We start from the raw sequence: 21,061 nt of genomic DNA, 5'->3' as shown, positions 1-21,061 counted from the left end.
AAGGCTCTGCCTTGTATAAATACAAACACCAACAAAAAACTGCAAAAACAATCTCGAAAGATCAACAGTCCCTAAGTACTTTATAACATAAAGCGAAATTATTGAAATATTAGATGTTTTTTGTGTCAGCTTTCTTTACATAGTGCTTTTTTATTTCATTCTTTAAAAATACGACGTTTCTAACACTTTGTAAATAAAGTATTTATTTTTATTGGCGTAAATTGTGCATTGTTTCGGTATAATGTTTGCAGTCCATTTATATTGCACTAACATGCTGTATTGAAATGGTTAATATAATTTATAGGAGTAACATCCATGCTTAAAAGTATTCTTATTTCACTTATCACTTTATCTTCATTAGTTAATTTTGCTAATGCAGGTATTATTTCTGGTAGCGAAATTCCATCATCATTAGAGGTTAACTCTAACCCTGAAAGTGATACCGATATCTTTTTATATGCAGAACGTCAAAATGTAATGCTGGGTGCAGATCTTGATGTTGATTTTCTTGCAGCAACGGGTCTTTCAGGTAGTTTGCTTGCTGGTACTACGGTGAATAGCTTTATTTTTAACTATGATGCTGTGGGTACCGACTATAGTCGTGGCTCTTTCAATGCTACGGGTACACACTTTTTCGACACTAAAATTCTTGCTGTTATCTGGACAGGAAGCAGACCTGGTGCTCAACCACAAACTGCGAAGAATTTAGGTAAAAGTGACAGTGTTTTAGGTGTTGCAGGTGTTACTTACCCAACTGACTTTTTAGGTCGTGGTTTAGAGTTAGAGGCTGCCTTTTATGGTGCTAACGGTACAAATGATGTATTTACAGTATCAGGTAATCAAATAGATTTATCTTTATTTGCTAGAGCACCTTATTCTGACCAACTTAGAGTAATTACTGCAGCTAAAGTTGAAGTGCCTGAGCCTGCAGCTATTGTTTTATTTGGTACCGCGCTATGCCTATTTGGTTTTAGACGTTTTAGTAAATAATTTACTATAAGTAATATTTACTAATAGTGTATAGAAAGACCTTTTGCTGAAAAGCTTAAGGTCTTTTTTGTTTATAGCTGACTATAACTAAATTATTTGTTACTAATTCATTCAAATTCATGAAAAATACCAAATACGCTTACTATTGCCGAGGATTGATTCTATAATTTATGTATACAATACTATTAATTACTTTATAGCGAAGACTTATAATGTTTATTGCATTCTTTTATAAACAGCAAATATTTATTACTAATGTTGGTCGTTGAGTGTACTTACAACGCATAGTGGTACAAAGCATTAAAATTAAAAAGCAATTGCGCCTCACATTGTTTGTGCTCTTTTGGTGCTCTGGTTTGTTATATGCGGATGCTGTTATTGATATATTTTCTCCTGACTTATTTAATAAAGTAGAAAAAGAATATAACCAAGAAGCTAGAGAGCGTGTTGAGCAATGGCAGCAATTAGTGTTATCGGTTCAAGCTGAAAAAGAAGAAGAAAAGTTAGCGCAAGTAAATCGTTTTTTTAATCGAGTAAGATTTGTTGATGATATTCGTGTTTGGGAACAAGAGGATTATTGGGCAACTCCGATTGAATTTCTAGGAAGAAATGCAGGTGACTGTGAAGACTTTGCTATTGCAAAGTATTTTACTTTACGTGCTTTAGGTATAGCACCCGAAAAACTAAGATTAATGTATGTTCGAGCGCTCAAGCTCAAACAATCACATATGGTATTGGCTTACTTTAAAGAGCCTGAATCCATGCCTTTAATTCTTGATAATATCAATAAACAAATACTACCTGCTAATTATCGACGAGATCTGCAGCCTATTTATAGCTTTAATGCTGACGGTTTATGGGCTGCTAAAGCACAAGGTCGAGGAAGAAAAATTAAAAATAAAGGTGGGCATAGTGCATGGGAAAGTCTGATGAATAAAATTGAACATGGTCATTAGTTTATGAGTTTTATCGGGTATATTTACACTACTAATTTGCTTTATATTTATAAGGCTAATAAAGAGATAAAGAATTATGAGTTTATCTAGACAGCTTTATTTGGGGTTAACGTTAGTTTTAGCTTTAGTATTTTTAGGGAGCTTATGGATTAATGTGGATAACACACGTCATTATATTGATAGCCAGTTATCATCTCATGCAAAAGACACTGCCACTTCTTTAGGGCTATCGATTAAGCCGTTTATTGGTAATCCTGATGATTTACCTATGGTCGATGGCATGATGAGTGCAATATTTGATAGTGGTTATTATCAATCGATGTTATTAAAAAATAGCAAAGGGGAAGTGATTTTAAGTAAAAATAACCCGATGACTTTTGAAAGTGTGCCTTCATGGTTTGTTAGCTTATTTCCTCTTTCACCGCCAACATCATCAACAGAGGTGCATGATGGCTGGGTAAAGCCCAGCACTTTAGAAATAACTAGTCACCCCGGTATTGGCTATGAGCAGCTCTGGCAGAGTGCTGTAAAAAGTACAGGAATGATTTTAGTCTTATTTTTGATTGCCGGCACTTTAGTCTCTCTTGTACTTAAAACAATAACTACACCTATCAAAAAAGCCGCTAAACAAGCTGATGAAATCTGCCAAGGTAACTTTATTCAGGTTAATGAAATTCCAAAACCTATTGAGCTTAACTTATTTGTTAATGCGATGAATAGAATGTCTCGTATTTTACAAACCCTCTTTAATGAGTTAACTAAGCAAACTGAAAACTACCAAAAAGTCGCTTATATTGATGAGTTGACTTTACTCGCCAATAGGCGCTCTTTCAATAATCAATTCGAAGCATTACTGATCAATAAAGAGCAAAGTACAACAGGTTTTTTGATGATAATTCGTTTGTCGAACCTAGACAGTATCAATAAAGAAAATGGCTATACCGCTGGTGATGAATATGTAAAAACAGCAGTCTCGCTTATTAATGGCACATTAAACTACTCTAAATTACTGAGTAAAAGTAATGCTTATAGATTAGCTGGTGCTGATTTTGCTGTTACTTTGCCAGATATAGACAAAGAAAATTGTCACCACCTTGCTGTTGAGTTGATGCTTAAGTTTAACCAAGCTGCTAGTCAAGTTGAGGATAATACATATATGAATCATTTTGCGCATATTGGTATTACTGACTTTTCAACTGAAAATAGTATGGCTGAAGTACTTATGAAAGCTGATACGGCGTTGATGATGGCTTCATCAACAAAGCAAGGTTGGGAGTTTGCCCCTAACTCGGTAATGCAACATGGTAATACATTATGGAAAGCAGAATTAGAGCAACTATTAGCTAATAAGGAGTTCAGCTTTTTTGCTCAAAACATAAAAAATAGCGCAAGTGAAGTTATTCATCAGGAGCTTTATGTACGTTTCAATCATACTGAAACGGGGGACTTAATACCTACAGGTAGCTTAATGGCTGTGGCTCAGCGCGTTAATTTAGCACATGAGTTTGATAAACTGGTTATTAATACTGTGATTCAAAAAGCGGCTGCTTTGACTGTTCCTGTCGCTATTAATATTAATTCTGCTTCATTGGCGCACTTAAGCTTTTGTCAGTGGCTAATTGATACGCTAACAGAAAATCAACCGCATTGTGAGTTGTTCATATTTGAGATTAATGAACAAAGCTTAATTCAACATGCAAATAATGTTTGTTACTTAAGTAAGCAGCTAAAACTGTTAGGCTGCAAGGTTACCCTTGAGCATTTTGGGGCAAGTACTTCATCGTTTACTCAACTGATGAAAGTGAAGCCAGACTACGTCAAAATTGACGGCAGCTATAGTCAACAAATTGATTCATCACCTGAAAATCAGTTATTTGTTCAATCTCTAGTTAATATCGCGCACAGTTTACAGATAGAAGTTATTGCTGAATTAATTGAAAATGAAGCTCAGGAAAGCCAGCTTCAGAAATTATTTGTTGACTATTTTCAGGGCTACTTCATTGATAAACCTTTACAATGGTGATTAATAATGTGTTTAGAGTATTGATATAGCAAAGAGCTTGTTGATTTTTTATGCTATGGCATTTAGAATAATAACTATATGTACTAACTAGCTTAAGTGTTTTAAGTTAGTTAAAGGAGAAAACCATGAAAAATGTTGTATTAGGTTTAAGCTTAAGTATTGCCCTTACAAGTACTGCCTTTGCGGTTGAGTCTACAGTAGGTCAAGTGACAGAAGTTGACTGTGCTAATTTTACCGAGTTACTCACAGCAGCACAAAATACTAACTTATTAGATACTGTATCTGTTTTAACAACCAGTTGCCCTAATTTTGGTGATCAAATAGTCGAACAAGCTATTGGGTTAGCACCTGCTGCACAACATCAAGAAATTATGCAGACTGTTGCTAACACAGGTGTGATGTTACCAGGCGATATTTTATTAGCTGCTATTGCTGGCGGCGGAGATGTTGCAACTTTATCAGAGCCTACAGCAGGTGGTAATTTAGCTATTGTTCCACCTTCAGGTGCCACAGCTCCTCCAATTATAGGTGGCCGAAACGGTGGCGTGATCGCGTCCGATAATTAATTCACTGAATTATTAGTTTAACTCAGCTATCAAAGGTCCTTTATAGGGCCTTTTTTATTGAATACAGGCCACATATTACTTTATACCTATGTTTTCAAACTCTATAAAAAATATTAACGTACTTTTATTTAACTGTTTTTTACTGCTTATTTTCTGGCTGCCTATCCCTTTAGGCTCTAACCGAGCTTGGGCGTGGGGCATCATAGAAGTTGCTGCTTTTTTGATGTTGGCTACTTACTTGTTGTTAGCGATTAAAACTAATGAAAACGTAGTTAATGCTTTAAAACCTTACAAGCTTTTAATTGTTAGCTTTTTACTGGTTCAGCTGTGGGTTGTTATTCAATATACACCTTTGCCTAGCTCCTTAGTTTATGCGATTAGCCCTCATTTAGTTGACGTTTATGGCGCACCTAAAAATGAGTTCCAAACGTTCTCTGTATCACCGAGTGATAGCTATATTGCTTCGCTAAAAGGGGTAGCTTATTTAGCGTTAATGTTACTTTCTATATTACTAGTAACAAGCGAAAAGCGTTTAAAGCAGCTTTTGCTTGTTATGGTATGTTCAGGAACTTTTCAAGCCGTTTATGGTAGCTTACAAGCCATGTCTGGTAATGAATTATCATGGATATTTGAAGTGCAAAATTCCACGATTGCTACAGGGAGTTTTATTTATAAAAATCACTTTGCGAATTTTTTATTATTATGCCTTTCAATGGGAGTTGGTTTGTTGGTTGCCAGCTTATCAAAGAATAAATTCATCAATAAAAGGGCTCAAATAAGGGAGCTTATTGGTAGTTTGTTAAAAGGGAAAGCCATTCTTCGTATTGCGCTTGCATTAATGGTTATTGGTTTAGTTATGTCACGCTCACGCATGGGCAATGCTGCTTTTTTTATCGCAATGAGTGCAACGGGGATTTTCGCTTTTATCTATTATAAGCATCGCAGCAAAGGTTTGAGTATTTTACTTGTTAGCCTATTGGTTATAGATACCTTTATTTTAGGTGCGTGGTTTGGTTTAGATAAACTAAAAGCTCGTATTGAGCAAACGGCACTTAGTCAGGAGAGTCGCGACGAAGTTAATATCTATGGTTTGGAACTCATTAATGATTTTACTATAACGGGTACAGGCGCTGGAACTTTTTATACCATTTTTCCTATGGTAAAGGGTGATGATATCAAGCTGTTTTATGATCATGCTCATAATGACTATTTGCAGTTTACTATTGAATACGGTTTTCCCATTACTATGTTATTGGCAGCTATTGTTTTAATGAGTTTGAAACAAACAGTTTATACAATGCGGAAACGACAAAACAGCTTGATGAAGGGCACTGCTTTTGGTTGTATGATGGCAATCATTGGCATGCTTATTCATAGTAGTGTTGACTTTAATTTACAGTCACCAGCAAACGCTAGCTATTTTGTGCTGATATTAACATTGGCGTGGCAATCTCGACATTTATTACGAGGACAGAGCCACCATAAAAAAGCTGCGCAACTGCATAATTATTAATACGTTAAACTCGATAATTTATCTTTGATAGTTATGTATCAATGACTTTATTATAGATACAATAAGGTAATCAACTCGATAAGGCCCCCAAAATGAAAAAATCTTTATTACCTAGCTTATTAGCGCTGACCATATCTTCTACATTAGTACTGCCTTTTTATGCCGCAGCAGACCAACCTAATGCAATTGACTTAGTTGGTAAAGTGTATGGTGGTGTTCATGTTATGCATATTGAAACTGACCATGAGCGTCTGATGACTGCTGATCCTAAGTCATCGTTAGACTATGGTAATGGTGCAGGTGTTGAAGTTGGTTACCGCTGGTTACCATCAACAGAGTTTCGTTTTTCTTATAGTCAGTTTAACTTAGAGAGTCGTAATAGTGCTTATGCTGCTTCGGATGGCTCTGCAGCGTCTGTTGATATGTTATATTTCCCAACAGAGAAAAACTTCTATCTATTAACGGGAGTTAATAGTTTAGATATTGAACAGTCACAAATCTCAGCTAATATCGGTGCAGGTTACCGCCACTACTTAAACGAACGCATGGCGTTGTATTTTGAGACCAAAGCGCACTATCAATTTTCAGAGCATTATGATGATCTTACTGCGCAGCTCGGTTTTGTGTACTTCTTTGGTGGTGATAATAAGAGTCAAGCAGCCCCAGCAGCTGCTGCAGTAATATTAGATGCAGATAATGATGGCGTGGAAGACTCACGTGACAACTGCGCGAATACACCTATTATTGATAAAGTTGATGCGAAGGGCTGTACAGTATTTATTAATGATAAATTATCAATTGAGCTGTTAGTTGCTTTTGATAACAACCAAGCTATTGTAAAGCCTGAATATCATACTGAAATTCAGGCAATGGCTGATTTTCTTATCGCTAACCCTGAGACGAAAATTACTATTGAAGGGCATGCGTCAACGCCAGGCATTGATAGCTACAATAAAAACCTATCTCAACAAAGAGCTGATGCTATTGTTAAAATACTGGTTAATGAATACCACATTAATGAGAGTAGGCTAACTGCTATTGGTTACGGTGAAAGTCGACTTATTAATACTGCTAATACTGAAGCAGCTCATGCCCAAAACCGTCGTATAATGGCAACGGTCTCAGTCAATAAGCGTACTGCTATTAAGCGTTAATTGGTTTTATGTTTGGAATTTAACCTGAGTTCAGATTAATTTAATCCTCAATCTTTGATTGGGGATTTTTTTCACCGTTAGTACGTTACTTTCTACTGCCTCATATTATTATCTTTTTGTTATTAAAGGTTATTTCCTTCTGCATAGTACTAATTTCTAGCTAAAAACCATTTCTGTGCATACAATATGGATACAGAAAAATTATTCGTCTTGATTAATAAGCGTTAATCAATGCAAGGAGAGTTACATGGTCAGTTTAGGACTAAAGCAAAAACTATTATTATTAGCTATTTTACCATTAACGTTATTACTTATTAGCTTGCTGGCAAGTACTTATTATATTGAGTCAAAGAATTTGAAAGTAGAGATGAATACTTTCTCGGAGCGATTATTAGCTGATAAGCAAAACCTTTTAAAAACAGAAATTGAAATCGCAATAAAGATTATTGAATATCAACTATCTCTAGGTGAAAACGCTAAAGTGAATGATGCTTTGCGTAATGTGACCTTTGGTGATGATGGTTATTTCTTTATGTACGACACCGAAGGTGAAACAATTTTTCATGCGTTACAGCCTGAAAATGAAGGGAAAAACAGAATAGCACTTACCGACCCTAATGGTAAAAAAATTATTGTTGGCTTAATTAAGCAAGCCAAAGCTGGCGGCGGGTTTTATACCTATCATTATCAAAAACCCAATACTGATCAGTTAATCGAAAAAATTAGCTATGTTGCTATGGTGCCTAATACTAATTGGTTAATCGGTACGGGCACTTATATGGATGATATTGAGCGAGAGTTAACTAGCTATAATACTACTGCCAGAAATCACATGAAAGACAAAGCAATTAACTTACTATTAATCGCTATTTTTTGGGTGGTATTGACCATATTGGGCGTTTTATTTGCGGCAAATACTATTGTTAAACCAATACAGCGTATGGTGATGAATTTAGATGACATTGCTAAAGGGGAGGGGGACTTAACTAAACGCCTACTAGTTGAAGGTAACGATGAAATAAGCCAACTAGGTAATTCGTTTAATTTATTTGTTGATAAACTACAAGGCATCATTAAAGACGTAACTGATGTAACACGTGATGTTAAAGCGGCCGCAGATAATATTAACGAACAAACCAACCTGATGAAAACTCAGTTAGGTAATCACAACAATGAAACCGAACTGGTCGTAACGGCCATTACTGAAATGTCAGCAACGGCAAGTGAAGTTGCTCAAAATACAACGCAGGTAGCTGAGTCGACTCAATCAGCAACAGGTGATGTTGCTAAAGCTCAAGAGTGTGTTGACTTATCATTAACAGAAGTCTCTCAGTTAATGTCTGAAATAGATACCGCAGCGTCACAAATTAACTCGCTTAGTGAGCAATCTAAAAAGATCAATAGCGTGTTAACCGTTATTGGCGGTATTGCCGAACAAACTAACCTATTAGCATTGAATGCTGCCATAGAGGCAGCACGTGCCGGTGAACAGGGGCGAGGCTTTGCTGTTGTTGCCGATGAAGTTAGAAATTTAGCAAGTAGAACACAAGAAAGTACGTTAGAAATAGGCGATATGTTATCTGAGCTGCACAAGCTTGTTTCTGATGCGGTTAGTACTATGAACTCAAGTCAGCAAAGCTGTAATCGTTCAGTGGAAAGCTCTCAAGCTATTTCAGAGAGCCTTGGGGCGGTAACGTCTTCTGTGATTGCTATTAACGATATGAGTACTCAAATAGCGACCGCAGCTATGGAGCAAAGTACAGTGACAGAAGAAATCAATCGTAATGTTTTTGCGATACAAGAAATCGTTAATGAGTTAACTACCTCTAGTGAAAATACTTCTAAAGTGAGTGACCATTTAGCTACAGAGGGCGAAACCTTAGGTAAGCTAGTTTCACAATTTAAAGTGTAATAGCATTAGTATTAATTGCTATGTAAATTGTTTATTTAATATAGCGTTAATAGCTTTTAAAAAGGACTAAGGTGTTGGCTTTAGTCCTTTTTTATATGGTATTTCTTATAGGGCCATCGGTACTTCGATACAATACTCGTTGCTGCTACAATATTTAAAAACTTAAGAGTAAATTGCACTACACTTACGCATACTGTATGCTGCACGCCCGTTCATTCTAATTGCTATCAGCATATCCTTTACTGAACTTTTTTACTGAATTCACTTTGTTTAACATAAGAGATAATTTATGAGTTTTTCTGCCCTCGGTTTATCTGAGCCACTACTTAAAGCCGTTCGAGACCAAGGGTACGATACACCATCTCCCATTCAAGCACAGGCGATTCCTGCGGTCATCTCAGGGAGAGATATTATGGCAGCAGCTCAAACCGGTACAGGTAAAACCGCTGGTTTTACCTTACCGTTATTAGAACGCCTTTCAAGTAGTAAAGGGCAGGCTGTTAAAGCCAATAATGTTAGAGCGTTAGTCATAACACCAACACGTGAATTAGCGGCACAAGTAAGTGAGAGTATTACTAATTATGGTAAGTATTTAAATTTACATTCAACGGTAGTTTTTGGCGGGGTTAAAATTAATCCACAAATGATGCGTTTACGCCAAGGTGTTGATGTTTTGGTGGCCACTCCAGGCCGTTTGATGGATTTATATAATCAAAATGCGGTTAAGTTTAGCCAGCTAGAAGTGCTGATTTTAGATGAAGCTGACCGTATGTTAGATATGGGCTTTATTCGTGATATTAAGAAAATTATTTCAGTACTACCTAAAAAGCGTCAAAACTTATTATTTTCAGCAACATTTTCGCCAGATATTCGTGCCTTAGCTAAAGGACTGGTTAATAACCCATTAGAGATTTCGGTTAGTCCTGAAAATAGTACGGCAGAAAAGGTAACGCAGTGGCTAACAGCGGTTGATAAAAAGCGCAAACCAGCGGTATTAACGTCACTAATCAAGGAAAACAGCTGGCGACAAGTTTTGGTATTTACTAAAACCAAACATGGCGCTAATAAACTCACTAAGTATTTAGAAGAGCAGGGCTTAACCGCTGCGGCTATTCATGGTAATAAAAGTCAAGGTGCGCGTACTAAAGCGTTAGCGTCTTTTAAAGATGGTACAGTACAAATACTTGTTGCCACTGATATTGCAGCGCGCGGTATTGATATTGACTTACTTCCTCAAGTGGTTAACTTTGATTTACCTAATGTGCCTGAAGATTATGTTCATCGTATTGGCCGTACGGCTCGTGCAGGTAATACCGGACAAGCCGTTTCGTTAGTTTGTGCTGATGAGTTGAAGCTATTGTGGGATATAGAGCATGTTATTCAACAGCACATTGAGCGTAAAGTGTTAGAAGCATTTGTGCCAGTTAATGAATTAGGCGCTTCACGCCCATTGAAGCCATTAAAAGCGAAAAAACCTAAAAAATTAAAACAAGATAAGGTTGAACATAAAGATGGCCAGCGCTCTGGTGAGAATGCTCGAGGCCATCAACCGCGTACTAACCGCGGTAAACCAAATCAAGGTAAAGCCGTAAACAAAGCGAAAGCTAACAATAATCAAGCTAAAAGCGAGCAAAATAAGCCTAAAGCAAAGCCTCGACGTGCAAACCACGTTAATAATAAAAATACAGGAAATACTTCGGCGCAGCCTAACCGTAATAAATAATGAAAAGGGCTAAGTTATTGCTAACTTAGCCCTTTTCAATGTTTTGACTAACCTTTTGGCTGTAAGTAACCTAAATTGGTTAATTGCTCACTATCAAATGTATTTACCACATCGCCAATAATGACTAATGTTGGCGGCTTAATGTTATGTTTAAGCACTAAGTCTGGTAGCGTAATCAAATTACCGTGAACGATTTGTTGATCAGCGTGGGTACCATTTCTAATTAATGCTGCTGGCGTATTGGCATCACGGCCCGCATTAATCAGCTGCTTAGTAATAATAGGTAAGCTTTTAATTCCCATATAAAAAACAACTGTTTGTTCACTATCATTGAGCGATTGCCATGGTAAATCTAACTCACCATTTTCTTGTACGTGACCTGTGATTAAAGTGCAACTGCGAGAAACTTTACGGTGAGTTAAAGGAATGCCCGCATAACTACTACAGGCTGATGCAGCAGTCATGCCAGGAACAATATGACAAGCAATACCATGAGAGAGTAAAAATTGCGCTTCTTCGCCACCACGACCAAATACAAAAGGATCACCACCTTTTAACCGCACTACTTTTTTGTTTTGCAGAGCATGATCAACTAATAATTGGTTTATACCTTCTTGCGGTACACGATGAGAGGCTTGCATTTTTCCAACATAAACTCTTTCGCAAGTGTCAGGTAATAAAGCCATGATTTCTTGGCTTACTAAACGATCGTAAATTGCTACTTCTGCTTGTTGAATAAAGCGGTATGCTTGTAAGGTAAGTAAGTCTGGATCACCAGGACCTGCGCCAACTAAGGCCACTTCACCGGCAACAAATGCTTGTTTAGTCGAATTTATATTATCCATGCTCTCGGTCTTACAATATGCTTACTTTGATTACCGTTAAGTTAGTATAACGGTAGTACTTTTCAGCTGTGGGTTATTGTCGTATTGTTGAGTTAATACAAAAAAAGCGCCCAGGGCGCTTTAATTTATCATAACTCATGAGTAACTTAGTATGTGTTAAGTTACGGCAATCATTACTTACTTAGCGCATCACCTAAATGTGGGCGAATTTCTTTTAATACGGCTCTAAGAATATGTGAGCTTGCAGCAACAATATTACCACTTTGTACATGGTTATGACCGCCAACAAAATCAGTTACTAAACCACCTGCTTCAATCACAAGTAATTCACCTGCGGCAGTATCCCATGGTTTTAAGCCAATTTCGAAAAAGCCATCAACACGACCAGCAGCAACATAAGCTAAATCTAATGCTGCCGAGCCAGTACGACGCATATCAGATGATTTAAGGAATAAAGCGCTGAACATTGCCATGTAAGCCACGCTATGTTGTTTCTGCTTGAATGGGAAGCCTGTCGCTAAGACTGTACCAGACAAGTCTTTATGATTTTTAACACGAATGCGGAAGCCGTTTAATTGAGCACCTTTACCGCGACTTGCAGTAAATAACTCACCACGGATAGGGTCAAAAACAACAGATTGATCTAATTTACCTTTTACTTTTAAAGCAATAGATACTGAAAAATGAGGAATGCCTTTGACGAAGTTGGTTGTGCCATCAAGAGGATCAATAATCCACTGATAGTCATCATCCTTACCTTTTAAAATACCTGACTCTTCACCAATAATAGTGTGATCAGGGTATGATTTACGAATAGTCTCGATTATTGCCTGTTCAGCGTTAATATCAACGTCAGTAACAAAATCGTTAGTGCCTTTTGATTCAATTTCAACTTTATCAAGTTGCTCAAAAGAGCGAACGATTACTTTACCTGCGGTGCGGGCAGCACGCACGGCAATATTTAGCATTGGATGCATAATAGAGTACCTATTTGTAAATAATTTTTAAAAGAGCAAGTGGATTTCAAGTATTCATAGATACCAGAAAATCAAGGGCGCGAATTATAGCAAAAAAAAATATAGGAAGCGACAACTATCATAAAATATTGTGTGATATTTGTGCATCAATGATTAGAGGGCCTTTATTCTCTCTATTTAGTAAATATTTTATAGAGGAAAATAAACTAGCCAATAGCAAATTACCATAGCGGAAAATCATCAATATTGGTGCTTTTCTTAGCTACAGTAGTAATCTTTTATGATAGTATAATAGCCATCTAGATGGGCTAATTAGCCTTTGTACACAATTATGTAGAGTAAATAATGTCAGATCTTCATCAAGAAAAACCAGTTAAGTCATTGTTAGACCAAGTAAGAATTGTTTTAGTGAACACCTCAGACTGTCGTAATATTGGCTCTGCAGCTCGCGCAATGAAAACTATGGGGTTAAGTCAATTAATCCTCGTTGATCCCATTGAAATGCCTAATGGTCAAGCACAAGCACTTGCTGCTGGCGCAACGGATGTATTGGCTAATGCAAAAGTCGTAAGTACGTTAGAAGAAGCGATTGAAGATTGTGGGTTAGTGGTTGGTACAAGTGCACGCTCACGTACTTTACCTTGGCCTATGCTTGAGCCGCGCGGTTGTGGTGAAAAGATGATTGCAGAAGCAACCGAATATCCTGTAGCGTTAGTTTTTGGTCGTGAAAGTAGTGGCTTGACTAATGAAGAGCTACAACTTTGTCATTTTCATGTACAAATTCCAGCAAACCCAGACTACAGTTCATTAAACTTAGCGATGGCAGTACAAACCTTAAGCTACGAAGTAAGAACGAGTTATTTGTTAGCTCACGATCAAGCTTATCAAGAGCGTAGTACAGGTAATGGTAACTCTATTGCAAAACCAATAAGTGAAGATGATGAAGCTTACCCTGTTGTTGATGAAACCGAGCGTTTTTATGAGCACTTTGAAAAAGCGCTTAAAGCAACAGGCTTTATTGTTGAAAACCACCCAGGTTTAGTGATGACAAAATTAAGACGATTATTTAATCGCGCTCGTCCTGATGTTAAAGAGATTAAAATGATGCGTGGTATTTTGGCATCAATGGAAAGAACGGCAAAAAATAACGATAAAATGTAAATAGGAAGGGAAGAATATGTTCAGTCGTATCAAAGAAGATATTAATAGTGTCTTTGATAGAGATCCAGCCGCACGTAATAGCTTTGAAGTTTTATTTAATTATCCAGGCTTACACGCTATTTGGTTTCACCGTCTTAGCCATAAGCTATGGCGTGCTAACTGGAAATTATTGGCGCGATTTTTATCAACCTTTTCGCGCTGGTTAACGGGAGTTGAAATTCATCCCGGCGCTACTATTGGTAGACGTTTCTTTATTGATCACGGCATGGGTGTTGTTATTGGCGGTACGGCTGAAATTGGTGATGATGTTACCTTATACCAAGGTGTTACCTTAGGTGGTACTAGTTGGAAAGCCGGTAAGCGTCATCCTACTTTAGAAGATAACGTTGTCATTGGTGCTGGTGCACAAGTATTAGGTCCTATTACTATTGGTAAAGGTGGTAAAGTTGGCTCTAATTCTGTTGTCGTGAAAGATTTACCTGCTAATGCTACTGCTGTAGGAATTCCGGGTCGTATCGTACCAGATAAAGATAGCGCTGAAGAAAACCAACAACGTGAAAAGGCGGCGAAAAAGTTTGGTTTTGATGCTTATGCTGTATCTACAGAAAATCCTGACCCTGTCGCCAAAGCTATTGGCCGCTTGCTTGATCACGTACATTTAATGGACTCACGAGTTTCAGACTTATGCAAAGAAGTTAACCGCTTAGGTGGTGATGTTTGCTCTAATAACTTACCCGAGCTAAAAGTAGGGGAGTTCGTCGAAGATGAAAAAGAAGCCGCTAAACGCCGCGAAAGTAAAATAGCTAGCTTTGATCCTGAAATTTAATTCTATTTCAAACACCTATAAATAAATGAGTAATACTTGACTAAAAAAGTCAAGTATTACTTTCTCTCTTAGTTTATAAGGTATATAATACTTGAGTAAAAGAGTCAGGTATATATTTGACTAATTTATAAGGTTATGTAAAATTGCGCGGCATTTGCCAGTTTAAACTATGTTTTGGTGTTGGTATTAGCGTTTGGTTGTCCTGCTAAATGATATTTTTACCAGCTCAATAGTGAGTGTTTGAGAGCGAATTATGAAACTTACCTCTAAAGGTCGTTATGCAGTTACTGCAATGTTGGATGTTACTGTACATGCAGCACATGGACCTGTTTCTTTAGCTGATATTTCTCAGCGTCAAGGGATCTCGCTTTCTTATTTAGAGCAATTGTTTTCTCGTTTACGCAAAAAGGGCTTAGTAACAAGCATACGTGGGCCAGGTGGTGGTTACCGATTAGGTAAGTGCTCAGCTCAAATTGCTGTTGCAGATGTTATTAGTGCCGTTAATGAAAGCGTTGATGCGACTAAGTGCCTAGGAAAAGGAAATTGCCAAGATGGCGAACAATGTTTAACTCATTCGCTGTGGTTAGGCTTAAGCCAACGCATTGAAGAGTTTTTACAAAATATTACTTTAGCTGAATTAGTGTCTAAAGAAGATGTTGTAGAAGTTACCAAGCGTCAAGATGACTTACAACTCGGTGCCAAGAAAAATATAGCACTAGAAACCTTGATTACTACAAAGAATATAATGCACGACTGGTAGTTACCACCGTGCTTGTTTAACTATTATTTTAGTCGATTAGAGCTTCGGTTTTATTGGAGTTTTAGTCTGAATTACTATTGGAGAGTGTTAGCTAATGAAGCTTCCTATTTATTTTGATTACTCTGCGACAACGCCTGTTGATAAACGCGTAGCAGAAAAAATGGTTCAATACATGACAACCGACGGCCACTTTGGTAACCCTGCCTCTCGCTCACATAAGTTTGGCTGGCAAGCAGAAGAAGCGGTTGATGTTGCTCGTAATCAAATTGCGGAATTAATTAATGCTGACCCACGTGAAATTGTTTTCACTTCAGGCGCTACAGAATCGAATAACTTAGCCATTAAAGGCGCTGCTAACTTTTATAAGAAAAAAGGTAAGCACATTATAACGTCTAAAACTGAGCATAAAGCAGTACTTGATACTTGTCGTGAATTAGAGCGCCAAGGTTTTGAAGTGACTTATTTAGATCCAGAAGATAATGGCTTAATTGACTTAACTAAGTTAAATGACGCAATGCGTGATGACACTGTACTGGTGAGCATTATGCACGTAAACAATGAAATTGGTGTTATTCAAGACATTCAAGAAATTGGCGAAATGTGTCGCGCACGTAAAATTATTTTCCATGTCGATGCCGCGCAAAGTGCCGGTAAAATTAATATCGATATGCAAGCATTAAAAGTTGACTTGCTGTCAATTTCAGCACACAAAATGTACGGACCTAAAGGGATTGGTGCATTGTATGTAAGTCGTAAACCACGTGTTCGCTTAGAAGCGCAAACACATGGCGGTGGTCATGAGCGTGGTATGCGTTCAGGTACTTTAGCGACACACCAAATCGTAGGTATGGGCGAAGCTTGTCGAATTGCTAAAGAAGAAATGGCACAAGATCTTGCACATGTTACCGCAATGCGTGACCGTTTATGGGCAGGCGTTAACTCAATGGAGCAAGTTTTTGTTAACGGTGATTTTGACAAACGTTACCCTGGTAACTTAAACGTTAGCTTTAACTTTGTTGAAGGTGAGTCGTTAATTATGGCACTTAAAGACTTAGCGGTATCGTCAGGCTCAGCATGTACATCAGCAAGTTTAGAGCCGTCATATGTACTTCGTGCTTTAGGCTTAAATGACGAAATGGCACACAGCTCAATTCGTTTTAGTTTTGGTCGCTTCACGACCACAGAAGAAATTGATTATGCAATTGAGCTTATTAAAAACTCAATTGGTCATTTACGTAACATGTCGCCACTTTGGGAAATGTTTCAAGATGGCATAGATTTAGACTCTATTGAATGGGCGGCGCACTAATACCTATTTAGGTAAGTGCTAACCAACCTAATTTAGGTTAACTAACAATTAAGCTAAGTAACTGCTGGAAGTTATTTAGCAAAGGCTAGGAGAGTATTATGGCTTATAGTGAAAAAGTAATCGACCATTATGAAAACCCACGTAACGTTGGCTCTATGGACAAAAATGATCCATCAGTAGCAACGGGCATGGTAGGTGCACCAGCTTGTGGTGATGTAATGAAATTACAACTTAAAATTTCTGATGCTGGCATTATTGAAGATGCAAAATTCAAAACTTACGGTTGTGGTTCAGCTATTGCTTCAAGTTCATTAGTTACTGAGTGGGTTAAAGGTAAATCTATTGATGAAGCTGGACAAATTAAAAATACGGCTATTGCTGAAGAGTTAGCATTACCACCAGTAAAAATTCATTGCTCTATTTTAGCAGAAGACGCTATCAAAGCAGCCATTGAAGATTACCAAAGTAAACACAGCAAATAACTCGGAGTAAAGTATGTCAGTTACCATGACGCCCGCAGCAGCTGAGCGGGTTAAATCATTCATGAGCAATCGCGGTAAAGGTGTCGGTTTACGCTTAGGCATTAAAACGACCGGTTGTTCAGGTTTAGCTTATGTACTTGAGTTTGTTGATGACTTAAATGAAGATGATAATGTTTTTACTATCGATGATGTGAAAATCATTATTGATACTAAAAGCTTAGTTTATCTTGATGGCATTGAGTTAGATTTTACCAAAGAAGGGCTTAACGAAGGCTTTAAATTTACTAACCCGAATGCCAAAGGCGAATGTGGTTGTGGAGAAAGCTTTAACGTGTAACGGTTTAAGCGCTTTTTTTGGTTCAACTGCAGGTAACGAGTATAACAACGTCATACTTATACTCGCTATTTGCAATAGAGCCAAACAACAGTAACTTTAACCATCATTAACATAACTTCCGAGTTAAAACGCCTTAGGTAATAAAGTGAATTACTTCCAATTATTCGATTTACCCACAGATTTTACAGTTGATTTAAATCAACTTTCATCACGCTACCAAACCCTTCAAAAAGCAGTTCACCCTGATAAGTTTGCCCATGCTTCAGAGCAAGAGCAACGTATTGCCGTGCAAAAATCAGCTGAAATTAATGATGCTTACCAAACGCTTAAAAAACCATTGCAACGCGCAGAATATTTGCTGGTAGACCGTGGCATTGAAATGCCTAATGAGCAGCACTCATTTAGCGATACGGGGTTTTTAATGCGTCAAATGGAATTGCGGGAAATGTTAGCGGAAGTCAAATTTTCAGATAATCCAGAAGCAGCACTGAGTGCAGTACAAAATGAACTGGAAAGTGAGCATCAAAGTCTTTTTGCATTACTGCAAACACAGCTATCTGAAAATACTCCTGAAAGTAACCGTTTAGCATGCGATAATTTACGCAAATTAAAGTTTTATCAAAAACTGACTATAGAGGTGGAACGTCTCGAAGAAAGTTTATTCGACGATTAAATGGTAGTACTCATTTGGAGTAGCTCACCAGCCACACATCTTTTAATGAATTTAACGTAACACAAAGTATTAACATGGCCTTATTACAAATTGCAGAACCCGGTCAAAGCACCGTTCCACACGAACATAGACTCGCCGCAGGTATCGACTTAGGTACAACTAATTCATTAATTGCCAGTGTTAAAAGTGGCACAGCAACGACACTTCCTGATGATGAAGGTCGTGATATATTACCTTCGGTGGTGAGCTATCAAGAAAACGAAACTTGTGTCGGCTACCAAGCGCAAGCATTTAATGTGAGTGATCCGAGCAATAGCATTACCTCTGCTAAACGCTTAATAGGGCGTTCACTGGCTGATATTCAAAGTAAATACCCTTCATTGCCGTATCAATTTTGTGGTGATGAAAACCATCCTGAAATAACCACGCGTAAAGGAGCGGTTAACCCTGTTCAAGTTTCTGCTGAAATTTTAAAAGCGTTAAAGCAACGCGCAGAGTTAGCATTAGGCGGTGATTTAACCGGCGTTGTTATTACAGTGCCAGCACATTTTGATGATGCACAGCGTCAAAGCACTAAAGATGCCGCAAAACTTGCTGGTGTTAATGTATTACGTTTACTTAACGAACCAACCGCTGCAGCCGTTGCTTATGGTTTAGACTCAGGTCAAGAAGGGGTTATTGCCGTTTATGATTTAGGTGGTGGTACCTTTGATATTTCAATTTTACGTTTAAATAACGGCGTTTTTGAAGTACTCGCTACAGGTGGTGATTCTGCTTTGGGTGGCGATGACTTCGATGTAACTTTGGTTAATCATATTATTGAACAAGCTGATTTAGTAAGACCGTTATCAGCATCACTTGAACGTCAATTAATGCAAGTAGCGTGTCATGCAAAAGAGCAGTTAACAACTCGCGATAACGTTGAAATTACACTAAGTTTAGACAATAACGAAACATGGACTTCAACGCTGACAAAAACAACCTTTGAGCAGCTCATTGGCTCTTTAGTGAATAAAACCTTACGTGCATGTCGTCGTAGCTTAAAAGATGCCGAAATTGGCGTGAGTGATATTATTGAGGTAGTGATGGTTGGTGGCTCTACCCGCGTGCCATTGGTTCGTGCTGAAGTGGAGAAGTACTTTCAAAAAACACCGCTCACTTCTATCGACCCTGATAAAGTCGTTGCAATAGGCGCTGCTATTCAAGCAGATATATTGGCGGGTAATAAACCTGACAGTGACATGTTGTTGTTAGACGTTATTCCATTATCGCTAGGTTTAGAAACTATGGGGGGCTTAGTTGAAAAAGTTATCCCAAGAAATACCACTATTCCTGTTGCTAAAGCGCAAGAGTTTACCACTTTTAAAGATGGCCAAACTGCAATGGCCGTGCACGTATTACAAGGTGAGCGTGAGTTAGTGGCCGATTGTCGTTCATTAGCGCGTTTTGAGTTACGTGGTATTCCTGCGATGACCGCAGGTGCCGCTCATATTCGAGTAACTTTTAAAGTTGATGCCGATGGCTTGTTATCAGTATCAGCTATGGAAAAATCAACGGGTGTTGAGTCAAGCATTGAAGTTAAACCATCGTTTGGCTTAGATGATAATCAAATCAGTCAAATGATCACTGACTCAATGAGTAATGCTAAAGATGATATGCAGGCGCGTATGGTTAAAGAGCAACAAGTTGAAGCGGCGCGTGTAATCGAGTCAGTACAAGCAGCACTAAAAGCCGATAACCACTTAGTTAATGCTAGTGAATTAGCTATTATTGAAGAAGCGATACAAGCATTAGTTACGGTTAGTCAAACCAGTGATAATGCAGCGATTGAGGCGGCAATTAAAGTACTTGATGATAGTACCGCAGTTTTTGCCGAACGTCGTATGGATAGCTCAATTAATAAAGCGTTATCAGGACAGTCAGTCGATAAAATTTAAATGTGTTTAAGTGGCTGAAATATCTCGAGTCACTTATTTACTACCAACTGTATAAAAACATATTAGTTAATAATTTTAGCCTGTAAACTATAACCAATAGGGCAGGCTAGCTTAAAAGAGAATTATTGAAATGCCAAAAATTATATTTTTACCTCATGATGAATTGTGTCCAGATGGCGCAGTTGTTGACGCTGAAAAAGGCGAAAGTGTACTAAACGTTGCGCTAAAAAACGATATAGGTATTGAGCATGCTTGTGAAAAAGTATGTGCTTGTACGACTTGTCATGTCATTATTCGTGAAGGTTTTGACTCGATTGAAGAGGGCGATGAGCTTGAAGAAGACATGCTTGATAAAGCGTGGGGCTTAGAGCCAGAATCACGCCTTAGTTGCCAATCTATTGTTGGCGATGAAGACTTAGTGGTAGATATTCCAAAATATACTGTAAATATGGTTTCTGAAAATCATTAGACTTTTTAAGAGCTAAAACAGTATCTTTAAAAGGGCAATAACATGGAAATGTTATTGCCCTTTTTTCGTTTATGGGCCTTTAATCGAAACTCCTATCGTATGCCTTTTAGAAAGTGGTAAAAATATCACTATAAGCAATGAGCTATGATTTTTTACTACTATCAGATCTCTACTTTTCATCGTATATTCACTTTAGGACAAAGTTGGTCAACATTCTTTCTTAAAACAGAGTGGTCGTACAACGAACTACAGTTATGATAGCTTGTATCGCTTAACGCAAGAGTCTATTACTGATGCGATAAACGGTAACTACACTGCCAGTTATACTTACGATAAAGTAGGCAATAGGCTGTTAAGCACAATAAATGCTGTTGAAATCCTTTACAGTTATGATGATAACGACAAAGTACTGACGGCAGGTAATGCGACTTATGCGTATGATGACAAT

At 37.8% G+C, this 21,061-nt stretch carries 20 protein-coding genes; 18 read left to right on the top strand and 2 right to left on the bottom strand.

The window, feature by feature from the left end; translation table 11 throughout:
- The first annotated feature begins 315 nt into the window (after positions 1 to 315).
- The 8 genes from KO495_RS17365 (at position 316) to KO495_RS17330 (ending at position 10,837) form a co-directional block, all read left to right on the top strand.
- Entirely contained in the window at positions 316 to 990 is a 675-nt protein-coding gene (locus tag KO495_RS17365) for a PEP-CTERM sorting domain-containing protein (RefSeq protein WP_215981676.1), read from the top strand.
- A 269-nt stretch (positions 991 to 1,259) separates the two neighbouring features.
- A complete protein-coding gene (locus KO495_RS17360; RefSeq protein ID WP_354668393.1) occupies positions 1,260 to 1,946 on the top strand; it encodes a transglutaminase-like cysteine peptidase in 687 nt (228 codons plus the stop codon).
- 76 nt (positions 1,947 to 2,022) lie between these two features.
- Positions 2,023 to 3,969: an EAL domain-containing protein gene (locus tag KO495_RS17355; protein WP_215981675.1), complete on the top strand. Its 1,947-nt coding sequence runs from the start codon at positions 2,023 to 2,025 to the stop codon at positions 3,967 to 3,969.
- Between the two features lie 125 nt (positions 3,970 to 4,094).
- Positions 4,095 to 4,535 carry a hypothetical protein gene (locus tag KO495_RS17350; RefSeq protein ID WP_215981674.1) on the top strand — a complete coding sequence of 147 codons (441 nt, stop codon included), beginning with the start codon at positions 4,095 to 4,097 and terminating at the stop codon, positions 4,533 to 4,535.
- Between the two features lie 88 nt (positions 4,536 to 4,623).
- A complete protein-coding gene (locus tag KO495_RS17345; RefSeq protein WP_215981673.1) occupies positions 4,624 to 6,048 on the top strand; it encodes an O-antigen ligase family protein in 1,425 nt (474 codons plus the stop codon).
- A 92-nt stretch (positions 6,049 to 6,140) separates the two neighbouring features.
- Positions 6,141 to 7,202: an OmpA family protein gene (locus tag KO495_RS17340; RefSeq protein WP_215981672.1), complete on the top strand. Its 1,062-nt coding sequence runs from the start codon at positions 6,141 to 6,143 to the stop codon at positions 7,200 to 7,202.
- Positions 7,203 to 7,449: 247 nt separating this feature from the next.
- Positions 7,450 to 9,114, top strand: coding sequence for a methyl-accepting chemotaxis protein (locus tag KO495_RS17335; protein WP_215981671.1), 1,665 nt, complete (start codon positions 7,450 to 7,452; stop codon positions 9,112 to 9,114).
- 289 nt (positions 9,115 to 9,403) lie between these two features.
- A complete protein-coding gene (locus tag KO495_RS17330; RefSeq protein ID WP_215981670.1) occupies positions 9,404 to 10,837 on the top strand; it encodes a DEAD/DEAH box helicase in 1,434 nt (477 codons plus the stop codon).
- A gap of 47 nt (positions 10,838 to 10,884) precedes the next feature.
- On the opposite strand, the gene cobA is transcribed toward KO495_RS17330, so the two are convergent.
- Both cobA and suhB read right to left on the bottom strand, forming a co-directional pair.
- A complete protein-coding gene (gene cobA / locus KO495_RS17325) occupies positions 10,885 to 11,682 on the bottom strand; it encodes a uroporphyrinogen-III C-methyltransferase (protein WP_215981669.1) in 798 nt (265 codons plus the stop codon).
- Positions 11,683 to 11,855: 173 nt separating this feature from the next.
- Positions 11,856 to 12,659: an inositol-1-monophosphatase gene (gene suhB / locus KO495_RS17320; protein WP_215981668.1), complete on the bottom strand. Its 804-nt coding sequence runs from the start codon at positions 12,657 to 12,659 to the stop codon at positions 11,856 to 11,858.
- A gap of 381 nt (positions 12,660 to 13,040) precedes the next feature.
- Between suhB and trmJ the strand changes: the two genes are divergently transcribed.
- From trmJ to KO495_RS17270, 10 genes are all read left to right on the top strand, one after another.
- Positions 13,041 to 13,820: a tRNA (cytosine(32)/uridine(32)-2'-O)-methyltransferase TrmJ gene (gene trmJ / locus KO495_RS17315; RefSeq protein WP_215981677.1), complete on the top strand. Its 780-nt coding sequence runs from the start codon at positions 13,041 to 13,043 to the stop codon at positions 13,818 to 13,820.
- A 16-nt stretch (positions 13,821 to 13,836) separates the two neighbouring features.
- A complete protein-coding gene (cysE, locus tag KO495_RS17310; RefSeq protein ID WP_215981667.1) occupies positions 13,837 to 14,646 on the top strand; it encodes a serine O-acetyltransferase in 810 nt (269 codons plus the stop codon).
- Between the two features lie 253 nt (positions 14,647 to 14,899).
- On the top strand, positions 14,900 to 15,406 hold the full coding sequence (gene iscR, locus KO495_RS17305) for a Fe-S cluster assembly transcriptional regulator IscR (protein ID WP_215981666.1): 507 nt from the start codon (positions 14,900 to 14,902) through the stop codon (positions 15,404 to 15,406).
- Positions 15,407 to 15,500: 94 nt separating this feature from the next.
- Positions 15,501 to 16,715 carry an IscS subfamily cysteine desulfurase gene (locus KO495_RS17300; RefSeq protein WP_215981665.1) on the top strand — a complete coding sequence of 405 codons (1,215 nt, stop codon included), beginning with the start codon at positions 15,501 to 15,503 and terminating at the stop codon, positions 16,713 to 16,715.
- 98 nt (positions 16,716 to 16,813) lie between these two features.
- Positions 16,814 to 17,197: a Fe-S cluster assembly scaffold IscU gene (gene iscU, locus KO495_RS17295; RefSeq protein ID WP_215981664.1), complete on the top strand. Its 384-nt coding sequence runs from the start codon at positions 16,814 to 16,816 to the stop codon at positions 17,195 to 17,197.
- Between the two features lie 13 nt (positions 17,198 to 17,210).
- Positions 17,211 to 17,534 (top strand): iron-sulfur cluster assembly protein IscA, encoded by a 324-nt coding sequence (gene iscA, locus KO495_RS17290; RefSeq protein WP_215981663.1) that lies wholly within the window; start codon positions 17,211 to 17,213, stop codon positions 17,532 to 17,534.
- A gap of 145 nt (positions 17,535 to 17,679) precedes the next feature.
- Positions 17,680 to 18,207, top strand: coding sequence for a co-chaperone HscB (gene hscB, locus KO495_RS17285; protein ID WP_215981662.1), 528 nt, complete (start codon positions 17,680 to 17,682; stop codon positions 18,205 to 18,207).
- A gap of 74 nt (positions 18,208 to 18,281) precedes the next feature.
- On the top strand, positions 18,282 to 20,144 hold the full coding sequence (hscA, locus tag KO495_RS17280; RefSeq protein ID WP_215981661.1) for a Fe-S protein assembly chaperone HscA: 1,863 nt from the start codon (positions 18,282 to 18,284) through the stop codon (positions 20,142 to 20,144).
- A 130-nt stretch (positions 20,145 to 20,274) separates the two neighbouring features.
- Positions 20,275 to 20,613, top strand: coding sequence for an ISC system 2Fe-2S type ferredoxin (fdx, locus tag KO495_RS17275; protein WP_215981660.1), 339 nt, complete (start codon positions 20,275 to 20,277; stop codon positions 20,611 to 20,613).
- Between the two features lie 262 nt (positions 20,614 to 20,875).
- Positions 20,876 to 21,061 (top strand): hypothetical protein (locus KO495_RS17270; protein ID WP_215981659.1); only part of this gene is annotated, 186 nt, incomplete at its 3' end.

Origin of the sequence: Colwellia sp. D2M02, from assembly GCF_018860755.1 — a bacterium.
In the GTDB taxonomy this organism is placed as follows: Bacteria; Pseudomonadota; Gammaproteobacteria; order Enterobacterales; family Alteromonadaceae; genus Colwellia; species Colwellia asteriadis.
This window is presented reverse-complemented; position numbering and strand designations above follow the sequence as displayed.